At 60.6% G+C, this 13854-nt stretch carries 11 protein-coding genes and 1 tRNA gene; 7 read left to right on the top strand and 5 right to left on the bottom strand.

The window, feature by feature from the left end:
- Positions 1-81: 81 nt before the first annotated feature.
- From GXM19_RS08795 to GXM19_RS08765, 7 genes are all read left to right on the top strand, one after another.
- Positions 82-1389, top strand: a complete 1308-nt coding sequence (locus GXM19_RS08795) for a tyrosine-type recombinase/integrase (protein WP_006235184.1) — start codon at positions 82-84, stop codon at positions 1387-1389.
- A 64-nt stretch (positions 1390-1453) separates the two neighbouring features.
- On the top strand, positions 1454-2140 hold the full coding sequence (locus GXM19_RS08790; protein ID WP_006235185.1) for a hypothetical protein: 687 nt from the start codon (positions 1454-1456) through the stop codon (positions 2138-2140).
- 92 nt (positions 2141-2232) lie between these two features.
- Positions 2233-2475: a hypothetical protein gene (locus GXM19_RS08785; RefSeq protein WP_006235186.1), complete on the top strand. Its 243-nt coding sequence runs from the start codon at positions 2233-2235 to the stop codon at positions 2473-2475.
- The gene (locus GXM19_RS08780) at positions 2475-3371 is read left to right on the top strand and encodes a DnaB-like helicase C-terminal domain-containing protein (protein WP_006235187.1); all 897 of its coding nucleotides are present in this window, start codon (positions 2475-2477) and stop codon (positions 3369-3371) included. Before GXM19_RS08785 ends, GXM19_RS08780 begins: the two co-directional genes overlap by 1 nt.
- Before the next feature lie 3 nt (positions 3372-3374).
- On the top strand, positions 3375-3719 hold the full coding sequence (locus GXM19_RS08775; RefSeq protein WP_006235188.1) for a plasmid mobilization protein: 345 nt from the start codon (positions 3375-3377) through the stop codon (positions 3717-3719).
- A 2-nt stretch (positions 3720-3721) separates the two neighbouring features.
- Positions 3722-5638: a type IV secretory system conjugative DNA transfer family protein gene (locus tag GXM19_RS08770; protein WP_162010716.1), complete on the top strand. Its 1917-nt coding sequence runs from the start codon at positions 3722-3724 to the stop codon at positions 5636-5638.
- 10 nt (positions 5639-5648) lie between these two features.
- Positions 5649-6587, top strand: coding sequence for a relaxase/mobilization nuclease domain-containing protein (locus GXM19_RS08765; protein ID WP_006235190.1), 939 nt, complete (start codon positions 5649-5651; stop codon positions 6585-6587).
- Positions 6588-7071: 484 nt separating this feature from the next.
- Here the strand turns inward: GXM19_RS08765 and GXM19_RS08760 are convergent, their stop codons facing one another.
- The 5 genes from GXM19_RS08760 to GXM19_RS08740 all read right to left on the bottom strand — a co-directional run bounded on the left by GXM19_RS08760 (position 7072) and on the right by GXM19_RS08740 (position 13849).
- Positions 7072-8841 carry a GmrSD restriction endonuclease domain-containing protein gene (locus tag GXM19_RS08760; protein WP_040359134.1) on the bottom strand — a complete coding sequence of 590 codons (1770 nt, stop codon included), beginning with the start codon at positions 8839-8841 and terminating at the stop codon, positions 7072-7074.
- Positions 8841-11669: a DNA methyltransferase gene (locus GXM19_RS11155; protein WP_006235192.1), complete on the bottom strand. Its 2829-nt coding sequence runs from the start codon at positions 11667-11669 to the stop codon at positions 8841-8843. Before GXM19_RS11155 ends, GXM19_RS08760 begins: the two co-directional genes overlap by 1 nt.
- 395 nt (positions 11670-12064) lie before the next feature.
- Positions 12065-12140, bottom strand: a tRNA-Arg gene (locus GXM19_RS08750).
- Between the two features lie 269 nt (positions 12141-12409).
- A complete protein-coding gene (locus GXM19_RS08745) occupies positions 12410-12808 on the bottom strand; it encodes a DUF956 family protein (RefSeq protein ID WP_006235193.1) in 399 nt (132 codons plus the stop codon).
- Positions 12809-12928: 120 nt separating this feature from the next.
- On the bottom strand, positions 12929-13849 hold the full coding sequence (locus tag GXM19_RS08740; RefSeq protein WP_006235194.1) for a PTS system mannose/fructose/sorbose family transporter subunit IID: 921 nt from the start codon (positions 13847-13849) through the stop codon (positions 12929-12931).
- Positions 13850-13854 lie beyond the last annotated feature (5 nt).

Below are 13854 nucleotides of genomic sequence, written 5' to 3'. Positions count from 1 at the left end.
AAATTTTTGGGTTAGCCTCGGGGGCGAGGCCCTCAAAGCCCCGCCCCCGAGGCTAACCCAACGCACCACCCCTGGAGACCCATGGAAACCAGAATCAAACCCACAGCCAAAGGCACTTCCGAACCGATCAAGGGAAAACCCGGTTCCTTCCGCATCTACTTCTCTCTCGGTCGCGACCCCGAATCCGGCAAGAACGGGAAACGAGTCAGATACCTAAAGACACCCAAGAGAACCATCCATTGCAAGAGCAAAAACCCGAGGAACTGGCCCGGTGAGGTTGCGAATGCGCTCGATGCCTACCGGAAGGAGCTGGAGACCTATGAACCGGCTGGCGACATGCCGACCACTGTTTCCGGATACGCCGAGGATTTCCATCGGCTCCGAGAAAGCTCCTTCGGCTCCCCTCTTTCTTTCCAAAGAGAGGAATATGACGTGCGCCATATACGCGAGCTGTTCGGCGACATGCCCCTCGGTGCGCTGAGACCCGACGAGATCAAACGGGCGTATGCCGAAGCGATCTCAACCGGAAGATTCACAGAGGCCGAGATTCGTCGTATCCACGTCAAGCTCAAACAGGTCATGCAGGACGCACTGGAGAATGAGCTAATCGGGCGCAACCCATGCATCAGCGTCAAACTCCCAAAGCCAGACCTTAGAGTGCGCAACTTCCTCCCACCCGACGAACTGCCCCGATTCACCAAATGCCTGCTATCCGAACCCATGGGGCCGATGACCGTCTGCACCATGCTCATATTCCACCTAGGACTCAGAAAAGGCGAGGCCCTGGGGCTCTGTTGGGAAGACTACGACCCCGAGGCGATGGAAATCAGAATCGTCCACCAGTACACCAATGACAAAACGCTCAGGGCACCCAAATCGGAAATGAGCAGGCGGATCCTGTCTATAGACTCTTCGCTAGCCGCGTATTTAAACGACTGGAAGATGCGGCAGCGCAACCTATTCGAGCAACGCGGGCTAAGACAGAGAAACTCTGACCCCATCGTTCACGCCCTCAGCCCGCATAAGGACGAAAACGGCAACCTTCACGTCAGTATCACCCGACCCGATGGACACAACTATTCACGCTGGTTCAGGGACTTCTGCGTCGACAACGGCTATGGCGAGTACGCCAACGTGACAAGCCAGTTCGAGCGCAACGGCAAGCTGCACACACGCGGCACCGGATACTCGGGTCTCATCCCCCACGGACTGAGACACACGGCAGCGACGGCGCTCGTCGCAAACAACGTCGATTTGAAGACCGTTCAGGCGCGGATGGGACACGCATCAGCGAGTACGACGGCCAATTTCTACACCCACGCAATCAGAGCCAACGACCGCAACGCTGCCGAAGTCTTCGAAAAATTATCTGAAGGTAATGAAAATTAATACTCTCATAATTGTGTCACCAGATGTATACTGCAAATAAGGCCAAACAGAGAGGAGGTTATCAATGGCACTTACCACTGCGAGCAGCAAGCTGCGTTCGACAATCCTATTCAACTCAAAGGATGAGCAGGTACTCTTCAAGCGCTCCAGCGCTGACCTCGCCGCGGCAAGGGGTCTCACCCCGTCCGCGCTCCTAGCGAGGCTTCCCATGGAGCAGCTGACGAGCTCGGATCTAGGCAGGTGGGCCGCGCAGCTCATCTATGCTGAGGATGGGAGCTGTCTCGACGCCTTCGAGGGCATGTTCGAGGACTGGAGCGCAATCCAGCCAGAAAATGATTGCCGCGACGTCATCAAAGGCTTTTTTGACTACTGTCATGAAGCAAGGATCTGCATCGACACCACGAGCGAGCGCGTTCATCATCTCCGCACTAACTGGGACAGCATTTGCCTCATTATGGAAGAGGCTGCAAAGATGCCCGAGTGCAACCTCGACGCACGTATCCAGGCTAAGACCGGCCGTGAACTCGAAACTACCCTGCAAGACCCTACAGCGTTGCTCGCCGTTACACCTTTGGTCTCATACATTCTCAACGCATGGGAGCACATCAAGGGCTATTCCTGCACTTACCGTGCTCTGCTCGATTTCGCCAACATCGGCAGATCATCCCGCAAGGGATACAGCGAGCCCGCAGAAGCTCGAATCAGTCTTCTGCACCTTATCGACGAATACGAGAAGAAAGGGGCTAATTAGTCGATAAAACCATTTTATAAACAAGCACCCGACTCCTCTCACTGTCGCCAAACATCGAAGAGGAGCCGAGCGCCCTACTAAAGGAGTTTATCATGCATCTTGCAGATGACCCCAAGACCGACGCCATCTCCGCAGGCATCAACCTGCGCCATGTCGGCACCAAGCGCATCATGAGCCGCCTGGACGTTCAGATCCTCACCGGCATCGGACAATCCAGCGCCATCAAGCTCATGAAGTCCACCCACCACTGCTTTAGCATCGCCAACCAGTACTTCGTCATGGAAGAGGACCTGTTCGACTACTTCCACAAGCTGGCAGAGGGGGCGAGCGAGTAATGCAGCGCCCGAACGTCAATCCCCTCGTCTTCGAGCTTGATGTGCTCGACGAGCACGTCCACGCCCTTCAGGAAGACAAACCCATCGCCTCCTTCGGGCTCGACGCACTCAACAGCATCCTCGGCGGTGTCTACCCCGGGCTCAACTACGCAATCGGGACCGCCCCGGGCAAGGGCAAGACGACACTGGCACTCCAGGAGGCCGACAAGCTCGCGGCAGACGGGCACCCGGTAATCTACGTTTCCGCCGAGCTTCCCGCGCACAAGCTGATCGAGAAGAGTCTGGCGCGTCTCAGCGACGGCAAAGTCGCGTTGTCCGAGGTCTCCAGCTGCGCGACCCAGAATCACCCTAAGCACACGACTTTCGAGGCTGCACTCGACAAATATCGCACCCAGATCGCCCCCAATCTCTGCATCACCGGCCCGCTCAACACCGTGGAGCTCTCCAACCTCGTCGGGCTGGTAACACGCGAGCGCGGCGAGGTTCCCATCGTCTTCATTGACTACCTCCAGCTCCTCGCCTGCGGCGTCACGGCGGACCAGCAGTTCATCGACGAGCGATTGGCTATCACAGCATGCGTGAAGGGCCTCCGCGAAATCTCGAACCTCTATGGCTCTCCCGTCATCGCACTGAGCTCGACCACTCGCAAGTCCTACGATTCCGGGAAGTCGGCCAGGCCCAACCTCGCCATGTTCGGTGGTTCCTCCGCTGTCGAGTACGGCTTTGACTCGGTGCTCTACCTCGCCGATGACAATGACAAGCCCGAGTGGCCCTACGAGTCTCCCGCAACCGGCACGCCCCTCAAGCTCGTCGCCCTCAAGAACCGCTACGGCACGCTGGGCGAGTCCCGACTCGACTTCGACGGTGCGCGCGCCACCTTCCACGACAGGGGCTAGCCCATGCGTGGCAAAGCCAAGACCGCGCATATAAACGTCCGCATGACCGAGGAGGAGCGTGCCGCCATCACGGTGCGCTCCTCCTCTTTTGGTATGGCCCCATCGACGTTCATGCGCGAAGCCGCCCTCCTCATCGGTGAGAAGCCCGTCAGGATCGCCGACGAGGCGACGCTGCGGCAGCTTCTTCATCAGATGAAGAAGCAGGGCGGAAACCTCAACCAGGCCGTTCGCACCGCAAACGCCTATGGCGTGGATACGCAGACGGCCCAACAGCTCGCGGAGGCCGTCCGTCTGGTATCGGGCACGGCCTCGCAGCTATCGAACCTCATCTCCAAGAATCGAGAATGATCATGAAAACCAAGATGCCCACAGCGCTCATATCATCTCTTCTCCTAGCGATCCTCGCATGCCCCGTCCTCGCCGTCCCCGTCGACGATTTCGTCGCCGGGACACCGTTAGGCGCGGCTGCGATTCCGTCGTCGTTCGGCGTGGATACCGTCCTCGGCTGGTGGCTCACGGGTGGGTTCACTGCTTGCCCGCTCGGAACCCTGCTGACCTTCCTCCTCGCCTTTTGCATCTGCACTCTCATCGCCTACTCGACCACCCTCAACGCGAGGGCCGAGGACGGCGGCGTGCTCGGCGACGCCCACGTCAAGACGGGTCGCGAGGTCATAAAAGGGTCCATGACCTGGGACGGCTCGACGAATCCCTCGTCACGTGGGTTCGTCTATGGGTTCACCAAGTATCACGGCAAACCCTGCTATCTCTACGAGCCCAAGAAGATGGCCTTCGTGTCAGGGGCCACCGGGTCAGGTAAGAGTCGCTTCCTCTATCTCCCCTCAATCGACCTGCTCAGCTACGGCGGCGCTTCCAACGGATCCGAGCCCGCGACCCTAATCGTCTCCGACGTGAAAAACGAGCTCATAGAACTCACGGGCGACGAGCTGGCCCGTCGCGGCTATCGCGTCCTGCTTCTCGACACGCAGCACCCCTATAGGGGACAGAGGTTCAACCCGCTCAAGCAGGTGCTCGACCTCCATGCCGAGGGACGCGACCAGGAGGCCGAGCAGGCGGCGGACGCCATCGCGGAGCTCGTGGTGCAGGACGACGAGAAAGACAAGGGCTCGCACTGGACCGCCTCGGCCAGGGGCCTGCTCTCGGCCCTGGTCCTGCTGGTCTCCATGTCCGACGAGTGTCCCGAGGAATCAAAGCACCTCGCGACCGTCTGCGAGGTCCTGGACCGCGGCACCGAGGCCGAGGGAGACGACCCGTCCGAGCCCCTGAAGGCCGTCTTCCGCGCTCTGCCGAGCGGCCACCCCGCCAAGGGCAGGGCGTCGCAGTTCGTCTCCTCGGGCGGCAACGAGCTCAGGAGCATCCTCTCGACGCTCAAGGTCGCCCTGCGCCCGTTCTCCTCCGCCCCGGTCGCCTGGATGACCTCCGGCTCCGACATCGACCCGCACACGGTACTCACGGAGAAAAGCGCCGTCTTCCTCCACGTGCTCGACGAGGGCTCCCCCTACAACTGCATCGCGGCGATGTTCCTCTCGCAGCTCTGGGCTTCGGTCCAGGCGGTCGCGGACGTGAACGGCGGCAGGCTCCCCCGCCCCGTGCAGATACTCGGCGACGAGTGGGGCAACCTGCCCCGCGTCGAGTGCCTGCCCGCCCTCCTCAGTCTCGGGCGCGGGTGCGGGACGTTCTGGGTCGGAGCGACGCAGGACGTATCCCAGCTCAACAAGTATGGCGAGAGAGACGGCCGCAGGAAGATCCTCGCGAACTGCGGGGTCAAGATTGCGATGAAGCTCGCCGAGGAGGAGGACCGCCGGTACTTCACCGAGCTCATCGGCAAGACCACGCGCCACACGCAGGGCACGAGCAACGGCAGGGCCGCGTCGGGCACGTCATCCTCGACGTCCTACAGCGAGAGCGCCGACGACGTGATACACCCCTGGGAGTGGCGCGGCATGGCCCCGGACCGGGACGGGATCATCGTCGTGAAGCACGCGGACAACGGTATGCCCGCATGTCGAGCCGGCGTCTTCCGCTCCCCCGTCACCGACTGCACCAACACACCCACAAGGGAGCACTTCGACCTCGGGACCCCCGAGCACGAGGCGGAGAACCGTCGCGCCTACCAGCGCCGCCTCGACGAGTCAGCTGCTGGGAAGATGCGCGAGGAGGCCTCGACCTGGTGCCCAAAGTGGCCCGAGCCGGAGAAGAAGAACGGGAGCAAGCCGGGCGGCAAATTCAGCGGGCTCTCGCTCGACTAGGGAGGCGACCATGACGGCGATAAAGCAGACGAGCGTCTGCAGCGAGAGGCACCTCGCGAGACTCAGGGATTACCTCTCCTGGGACCGCGACAAGGCGCTCGCCCACGGCACGCAGAACATCATCGACGATGACCGCTGGTTTCAGGAGATGGCGGACACGAGGGCGGCCATGGGTCACGACAGGCCCGGCAAGGCCGGTGCCAAGTGTACCTACATGCAGCACCAGATACTCGGGTTCCTCCCAGACGAGTGCGACCTCAACGGCGGGAAGATGACGCCGGAGCTGTGCATGCGCTATGCGAGGGAGTACGTGGCCGAGCGCTACCCCAACCAGGAGGTCGTGATGGTGCTGCACCGCGAGCGCTGCCGCGCGGACGCCACTGACCGCTACGCCGTGCACCTCGGCATCAACCGCAGTGATCTGGAAACCGGCCGAAGGCTCGACGAGGGCCCCGCCCGAAAGGCGGCGGCATCACGCGTGAAGACCGTCCGTACCCTGGACGAGAGGTATGGACTCAGGCAGCTTGAGCGCGGCAAGGCCAACTCGCGCGTCCACGCGAGGCAACCCGGCACGGAAGAGCGCGACATGGCCCGAAAGGGGCAGGCCGAGCGCTCGGAGAACGCCCGCATCCGCGTCGCGGTCGCCCGCCGGATCGAGGAGGTCGGGCGCATGCGCGACTGCCCCGACCGGATGGGCGAGCTTGAGCGGCGGCTCAGGCGGGACGGCATCGAGCTCGCCAGGTCGAAGGGCGGGAGCCTTCAGTACCGATTCTTCTCGAAGGCCCTCGGGGCTGTGCGGAAGGTAAACGGCGGCAGGCTCGGCTTCGCGGTCGACCACTCGACCGGCCTCGTCGTCCGCTTCACGCTGCGCGGGATAGCGACGGCGATGAGGGCGTTCTGGGAGCTTGAGCGCAAGGCGCTCGAGAACCAGAACGGGCGAGGGGACTGAGCATTTGGGCCGGGACGCAACAGGCGTCCCGGCCCCTTTTGGCGAGAGCGACTTCGGAGCGGTTCGCCCCCGCCGCAGGCGGCAAGATGATTCCGTGCAACGGAATCCATATCTTGCCCGCACGGAGCGAGCCACTTGCCAGGGGCAACGCGAGCCCGGGCGGGTGAGCGCCGGCTGAGCCGACGCCGAGGAGACACGACCCTGGGGAGCGTCGTACGACGGCGCTTGGCGACCCGGCGCGAGAGGCCCCGCCCGGCGACCACGGCGTAGCGATGGCGACTTCCGGAAGCCATCGAGCGCAGCCGTTCGGCGGGCGGGGCCGGCGTGAGCGGAGGCGGACGAAACGCGACCCATGGGGAGCGTTGCAGGGAGCCGCAGCGAGAGCGACGCCTCGCGTCGCGGGGGCCCGCCCATGAGCGGGACCCATCGGCCGCAAGGCCGATTGCTACGCCTCGACCCTCAGGGGCGGGTCCATGGCGCGAGCCTACAACTGCTCGTACGCCCTCTTCACCAGCTCGCCCATGAGACGCCTGCGCCTGCCGAGGAACTCCTCGTAATCGAGGTCCTCGAACCCTATGGGCAGGGCATGCTCCTCGCAGTTGCGGCGGTACTCGTCCTCCCCCAGCGAGTCGCGGTACTTCCTGACGTACTCGCTCGGGGCGTCGTCCGAGATGTAGATGTTGTTCTGGTAGTCCACGAGGGTGAAGTTGCCCCTGTTGCTACGCTGCGAGAGGTAGCCCCTGGACTTCAGGTAGTTGTCCGGGAACAGGTGGTGCTTGTCCAGCGCCTTCTTCGAGCCCGACGAGCCCATGAGCAGGAGCTGGGACAGCGGGGCCGTGCTGAACAGCGCCTTGGCACCGAGCACAACCTGAGCTGCGACGAAGCCCCACCAGGTCGGACCCGTCGCCTCGTTTGCATCGAGGGAGCTGGGCAGCGTAATGGAGAAATAATCGTCCGTCATGATGGCGGCGAGCCTACGATCGAAGTACGCCTGGAACTCGTCGGCAGTATCAAGGCGCGAGACGTCGTTAAGCTGCTGCTCGAACTCGGATTCGAAGGATCCCACATAGAGCCCCGTTATGGCTGCGGCGAAATACCAGCGCCGCACGAGCCCGCGCACAGCCAGTGGCTCCATGTCGAACTCATAGCGCCCGATAAGGTAGAACGCATAGCAGAACATGAGCGCGTTGCCCGACCCCACCTGGTCGGAGCAGACGTAGCCCGCCTCCGCCAGCGTGTTGATGAAGGCATGCCAGTTGTTCAAGTCAAGCACGAGATCGAGGGCGCGACCGAACGTGGCAAAGTTCTCGGCTCGCGTCTCGGGCGTCGTTTCCTTTGTCTTGAGATCTCGCCCACGAAGAATCTGGTAGGCATAACGTAGGCGACCCCTCTTGAACCCCACGCCCACCGTGGCGCGAATGATATGCGTCGGCGAGACGGTCATGAGCGGGTTGTACGAGGTGCCCTTTGCGGGCGCATGGCTCATGGCGCAGAACTCCTCTATACGCTCCCTCATGGCAGGTTCGTAGACCGAAAGCAGGGTCATGATGAAGTCATCCTGCTTAAGCGCCTGCCCTTGCGAGTTCACACGCACAAAGATGTCCGATACGGTCTCCTCGTCAGCCGATTCGGAAATCTCCAGCGTCGGCAGAAGATAACGCTCAAGCCCGAGTAATGCGTTGAGCCCGCTCTCGACGGCATCCTCGCCGTCATCGTCGAGTTCGGGTTCTCCCTTTTTGGCGTTCGCCTCGTTAAGGCGCTTGATGAACGCCCTGCGATAGGCGCTCAGCTTGTTATCGTGGTTCGCCGCGAAGGCCTCGGATACGTCCGGCATATAGCGCGAATCCTTCTCGGTCGAGGCGTCGGCATTTTTGAATGAGCGTGCGATGGGATCGTAGGCGACCTTCACCGTTCGCTCCCTGAAGTTCTTGTCTCGCACGGACACGCCGTACAGGGAGCTCAGAAGGGCAGTGAGTCTCTGCTGTCCGTCGATGACAAGGGACTTGGGGACGGTATACACCTTTTGGTTCGAGCCTATGGCGGTCTTCTTGCCCGCGTTGTCGCTCGGAGAGTCCCACAGCATCACATAGCCAATAGGGTATCCGCGGAGCATGGAATCAAGCAGGTCGCGGACCTTTTCGTTGCCCCACACGAAGGGTCGTTGCAGATCGGGCAGACCGATCTTGCCCGTCTGTACGTCCTTCAGGATGTTACCAACCTCCAGCGATATGGGGTTATAGATGGAGTTTTGCACTATAGTTCACCGACCTTCTCGGCGTACAGGTTGAAGAGATGGGCGACTATCTTCTCCTCATCCCCACCGAAGTCGACGCCATAGGCGGCTTCGACGGCGGCGTCGAGCGCCTTGTGCGCTGCCATCAGCTCGGGGAAGAACGTCTCGTTCTTGGGATCGTACATGTCCGCGAGCGTCGCACCTTCTTGGGCATCCCGAGCGTCGAGCACGGCTTGGGCGCAGCGTTCAACCTCGTTCCTTTGCTCTTCACTGGGCTCGGGCCAGACGAAGTTGTTGTAGACGATTCCGCCGGAATAGCGGTAATCGGATTTGAGCCGCCCCGCGACCGTGCGCATCCATGCGTTGTGGAGCTGTGACTGAAGGACGCCAAAGTGATAGAGCGTCGCATTGGGTATTAGAAACACCAAGTCACTGCACAACGTCTCAGACCCGACAAACCCCATAGGGATATACCTTCTACGCTCTGACGAGACTTTGGGGACAATGATGGCAGTCGAATTAGGAATGATTTCGGTACCGAAATGGTTCGGCCTCTCGGCTGCTTTCAAGGTCTGCTTCCTCGAGCTACTCAGGCGATAGTTTCTAACGTTCTCGATTCTCTCCCTACAACAAGGAAGGCCCTTGAGATCGGCCCACGAGGCCTCCCCCAACCACAGGCACCATCTCTCAATACCCCGTATGAACTCCTGCGATCCAAGCCATTTATGAAAGTACTTCTCAGCCGCGGGCTCTTTCGAAAGGAACGCCGCCTTCTCCTCCGGTGTGAACAGATAGTTGCCGCCATCAATCGGTTGAGAGCCGATACCGATAGCGGGCACGTCCGACAAAGGCTTGCTTCTGTTCCAGATGAAAGCGTCGGGCGCGTTCTTCAGATAGGCATTGAGCCGAGGAACGGCAATCCGGTCTTCGTCAGAATCGGGCGTCGCATGATAGAAGAGCGTCTTGTTCCCCGCTTCGCGGGAGAACCCGACGATGACGCAGAACACGTGTGCTTTGTCCGCCGCCTCGTTGTCCCAGCGGAAGGTGTTGTGTGCGAAATCGATATGGATGCCCATGTCATGCAGGGGTTTCCAGAGGTTGGCGACCTGCTCGCCCTGACATATCGAGTTGGTAGAGACCAGGGCGCAGCGCGTACGCTTTCCCTGCGTGAACCTCGCGGCCTTCATGTACCAGGCCCCGCAGTAGTCGATGTTGCCTGCGTTCTTCGCTCCATCGAAGACCTCAAGGAGCTCTGCCTTCTGCTCCTTGGATTGGTTGCGAGCACCCAGGAACGGCGGGTTGCCCACAAGATAAGTAAGGTCATCGGGGAACACCTCGGACCAATCGGTCTTGAGGGCGTTGCCCTCATGGAGGTTGCTGAGGCTCCTGAGCGGCAGGAAGTCGAAGTCATAACCGACGTATATCTCCTGCGTCTTTCGGAGCATCTGCTCCTCGGTGATCCAAAGGGCGGTCTTTGCGACCGAGACGGCGAAGTCGTTAATCTCGATGCCGTACAGTTGATCGAGAGAAACGCGGACGGGGCTATCCTGCGCAATGACGAGGGATGTCTGCCCCGCGTTGCCGGTCTCCTCGCTGAGCTCGTCCTCGATGATTCGGTTCTCGATGGTGCGCAGCTGCCGGTACGCCTCGGTAAGGAAGTTGCCCGAGCCGCATGCCGGGTCGCCGATGGTGATGGAGGCCACCTTGTCGTGCAGCCTCGCCAGGGCCTGCTTGCGCTTGGCAGCCGTCCTCTCGCCCTCGGCCTCGTGCAGCTCATCCCACAGCTCGTCGAGGAAGAGCGGCCTGAGGCAGCGCTCGATATTCTCGACGCTCGTGTAGTGCATGCCCCCGGCATGGCGCGTCTCGGGGTTCAGCGTGCCCTCGAACACGCCGCCGAAGATGACGCCCGAGATCTCGCGCCAGTCGAAGTCCTGGGACGCGTCGGTGATGGCTTCGAGGATCTCCGGGGTCATCTGCGGGACGATGATGGAGGAGTCGGCGAACAGACCGCCGTTCACGTAGGGGAAGGCCGCGAGGTCCTCGTCCATGTACTCGTCCCGCTTGTCCAGGGGCGTGTCGATCGCCTCGAACAGGTCCACCAGCTTGCGGTGGAGCTTGGCAGGGTCACCCTCGCAGTACCTACCGAACGCCTGGTGCGATTGCAGGAGGTCGGCGTCCTCGGCGTAGAGCAGAAAAATGATTCGGGTGATGAGCACGTTGAGGGAGCGCTGCTCCTCCTGCGCGCGCTCGTCCTTCTCCTCGATGTGGTGGTACTGCTTGGCGAGGGCATCGTAGAGCCTAGAGACGTAGGCCCCGGCCTCGATGGAGAGCTGCTGCTCCTTGTGCAGACGGCTCGTCTCGTTGGAGGTCAGGAAGGACAGAAGATACAGACTGTCCGGGAGCTCTTCGAGGGAGAACTCCTGCACGGTGTCCTCGGGCCGCTCGTTGTCGAGGTCGTATAGACGGAAGGTCCCGAAGTTGCACGTCATCACCCAGCGGGGGCGCTCAGAGTACGGCAGGTGCCGCGCGTACCACATGGCCTGCTGAAGCGGCGTCTCCATGCCGCCGTTCCTGGGTTCGGGCTTGTCGAGGTCGATGCCCCACGACTTCTGCTCGCAGAGGAAGTTGTGGTCGGAGACGAACACGTCGATGCGACGGCCTCTCACCTTCCGCTCGAAGTCAACGAAGCTGTCTATGGTGTTGGACGGGATGCCCAGGACGTTGATGAGCAGGTCGACCCAGAACTTCTGCGTATCCTGCTGCTCGTTGTTGGAGCCTGCGGGGATGGCACCGAGGCGCTTCTTCCACCGTTTGACGAACTCCTTTGCCTCTTTCTTGCTGGCAGGCATACCGGACCTCCTGCGTCGTTGTCACTTTCGGACAATTTTAAGGGGTAAAAGCCCTCTTCCAAGCGGAAGGGCGAGTTTTCAACGGTCCACGGTGTCGCAGGGTCCCAGGCGAAACCCGAAGACGCCGGGGGCTGTTGGAAACTCGCCCATCTCACAGCAACGTCACCCTAGGTTTTCAACGCTTTCCATGGCCGAAGGGCTTCTTATAAGCCCGTAGGCTGTGGGAAGGGTTGGAAACCGGATATTTGGGTGAAATATCGGAGTGAAATATGTAGGCGAGCTGTTTTCATCATAGAACTTTCTTTCACCCCTTTTTCACCCCTCTATCGTCTATTTAGCCCTATTTATACAGAAGCAGGTCAGACGATTTATACCGTCTGACCTGCAATTTCTTCTGGTGCCCCCGGTGCGATTCGAACGCACGACACCCGCTTTAGGAGAGCGGTGCTCTATCCCCTGAGCTACGGAGGCATGTTGTACTAGTGTAGCAGATTTGCGCCACCGCCATGCAGCGCATAGCCACTCTTCGAAGTTACGGTGGAACAGCCTTCCGGAAAGCGTGTCCCACTATCCAGACGAAATCTGGGACGGGCTTTCCGGATGGGGCCTCTCTAGGAAACTACGGCCCGGAATTTGAGCTCGAAACGGGATATGGTTTCCCAATTGAGCCTGTTCCGGAAACTGCATCCCAGAATAGGCGCTCAAACCGGGATGATATTTCCCCAACGACTACCCAACGACTAGTTGCCTTTGTGGAAGAGGTTTTTGATAACGGAGGGGATGCTCTTGGCGCCCTTGGCAGTCACATCGATAAAGTCGGGCGAACGCACGAGCTTATCCTCGTCGACGTACTTACGGACAGCACGAAGCGTCTCTTTGTCGTCGCGCGTCGAAAACGTAAAGTGACCGTTGTCCTTGGTGAAGATGGCAAAACGCGTGATCTTCTTGGTGCCGCGTAAAACCTCGGCGGCAATATAGTCGACCTCGTCCCACGGGATTTGAATATAATCCTCGGGATTGCGCTCGTTGTAATACTCGAACGCCTTATTGCCCACCATCACGTTACCGTGGCTGGTAAGCCCCATCAGGCAGGTTGCCGGCGTTGCCAGATCGACCGTGCTGTTCTGAGATTGCGCCATGCGCGCCTCGCCCTCCAAATAAAACAATCGGACCGCATCCAGTGTACCCACCGGGTGCGGTCCGTTTCAATGGCTCAAAAGCCCTTGCCTAGCAATTCTCGGTCTTAAGCCGAAGCGTGCTTACATGAAGCCGCAGAAGCGACCGATGATGCCGACGGCGAAGAGAGCCAGGATGATGACGATCGGGCTGACCTTCTTCTTGAGGAGCTTGCAGACCAGCAGGGTCAGGCACACGGCGGCAAGGCCGGGGATGAGCTGATCGAGGTTGGCCTGAAGCGTGGTGACCTTCATCTGATCAAGGGCGGTAGCACCGACGGAGTTGTACATCGTCAGCGCTTCCTTGATACCCTCGGAACCGGAGGGCAGGCTAGCCCAGTCGATAAAGGCGCCAGCAGACTGCTTGACCGTGGAGACGATCGGGGTGAAGGAAATGGACACCCAGCGCTCGACCAGGGCGCCGATGATGAACATACCCAAGATGGAAGCGCCCTCGGTGACCTTGCCCATCAGACCACCGGAGAGGTCCTTGGCGATGGAGGAGCCGACCTTGTAGCCAAACTCCTGCGTGTACCACAGGAAAGCGTAACGGATGATGTTCCACGCGAAGAAGAACAGCAGCGGACCGACGATGCTGCCGGACATGGCCAGGGAAGCGCCCAGAGCGCCCAGAATCGGGCGAAGGGTGAACCAGAAGACGGGGTCGCCGACGCCGGCGAGCGGGCCCATCATACCGACCTTGACGCCCTGAATGGCGACGTCGTCAATCGGGGCACCGTTGGCGCGCTCCTCCTCGAGAGCGAGGGTAACGCCAATGACGGGGGCGGAAACATAGGGGTGGGTGTTATAGAACTCCAGGTGGCGCTTAAGAGCGGTAATCTGGTCATCCTTGCTGGTGTAGAGCTTCTTGATCGCAGGGATCATTGCGAAGCACCAGCCGCCGTTCTGCATACGCTCGTAGTTCCACGAGCCCTGAAGGAACTGATGACGGAAGCAAACCTTCTTGCGGTCAGCCTTGGTGAGCTGAATCTTGTTCTCTGCCATATGTA

This window comes from Collinsella aerofaciens ATCC 25986, from assembly GCF_010509075.1.
GTDB classification, from domain to species: Bacteria; Actinomycetota; Coriobacteriia; order Coriobacteriales; family Coriobacteriaceae; genus Collinsella; species Collinsella aerofaciens.
This window is presented reverse-complemented; position numbering and strand designations above follow the sequence as displayed.

Coding starts and splice junctions, on each gene's coding strand:
- GXM19_RS08795 (WP_006235184.1), top strand. CDS start 82: ATGGAAACCAGAATCAAACCCACAGCCAAAGGCACTTCCGAACCGATC.
- GXM19_RS08790 (WP_006235185.1), top strand. CDS start 1,454: ATGGCACTTACCACTGCGAGCAGCAAGCTGCGTTCGACAATCCTATTC.
- GXM19_RS08785 (WP_006235186.1), top strand. CDS start 2,233: ATGCATCTTGCAGATGACCCCAAGACCGACGCCATCTCCGCAGGCATC.
- GXM19_RS08780 (WP_006235187.1), top strand. CDS start 2,475: ATGCAGCGCCCGAACGTCAATCCCCTCGTCTTCGAGCTTGATGTGCTC.
- GXM19_RS08775 (WP_006235188.1), top strand. CDS start 3,375: ATGCGTGGCAAAGCCAAGACCGCGCATATAAACGTCCGCATGACCGAG.
- GXM19_RS08770 (WP_162010716.1), top strand. CDS start 3,722: ATGAAAACCAAGATGCCCACAGCGCTCATATCATCTCTTCTCCTAGCG.
- GXM19_RS08765 (WP_006235190.1), top strand. CDS start 5,649: ATGACGGCGATAAAGCAGACGAGCGTCTGCAGCGAGAGGCACCTCGCG.
- GXM19_RS11155 (WP_006235192.1), bottom strand. CDS start 11,669: ATGCCTGCCAGCAAGAAAGAGGCAAAGGAGTTCGTCAAACGGTGGAAG.
- GXM19_RS08745 (WP_006235193.1), bottom strand. CDS start 12,808: ATGGCGCAATCTCAGAACAGCACGGTCGATCTGGCAACGCCGGCAACC.
- GXM19_RS08740 (WP_006235194.1), bottom strand. CDS start 13,849: ATGGCAGAGAACAAGATTCAGCTCACCAAGGCTGACCGCAAGAAGGTT.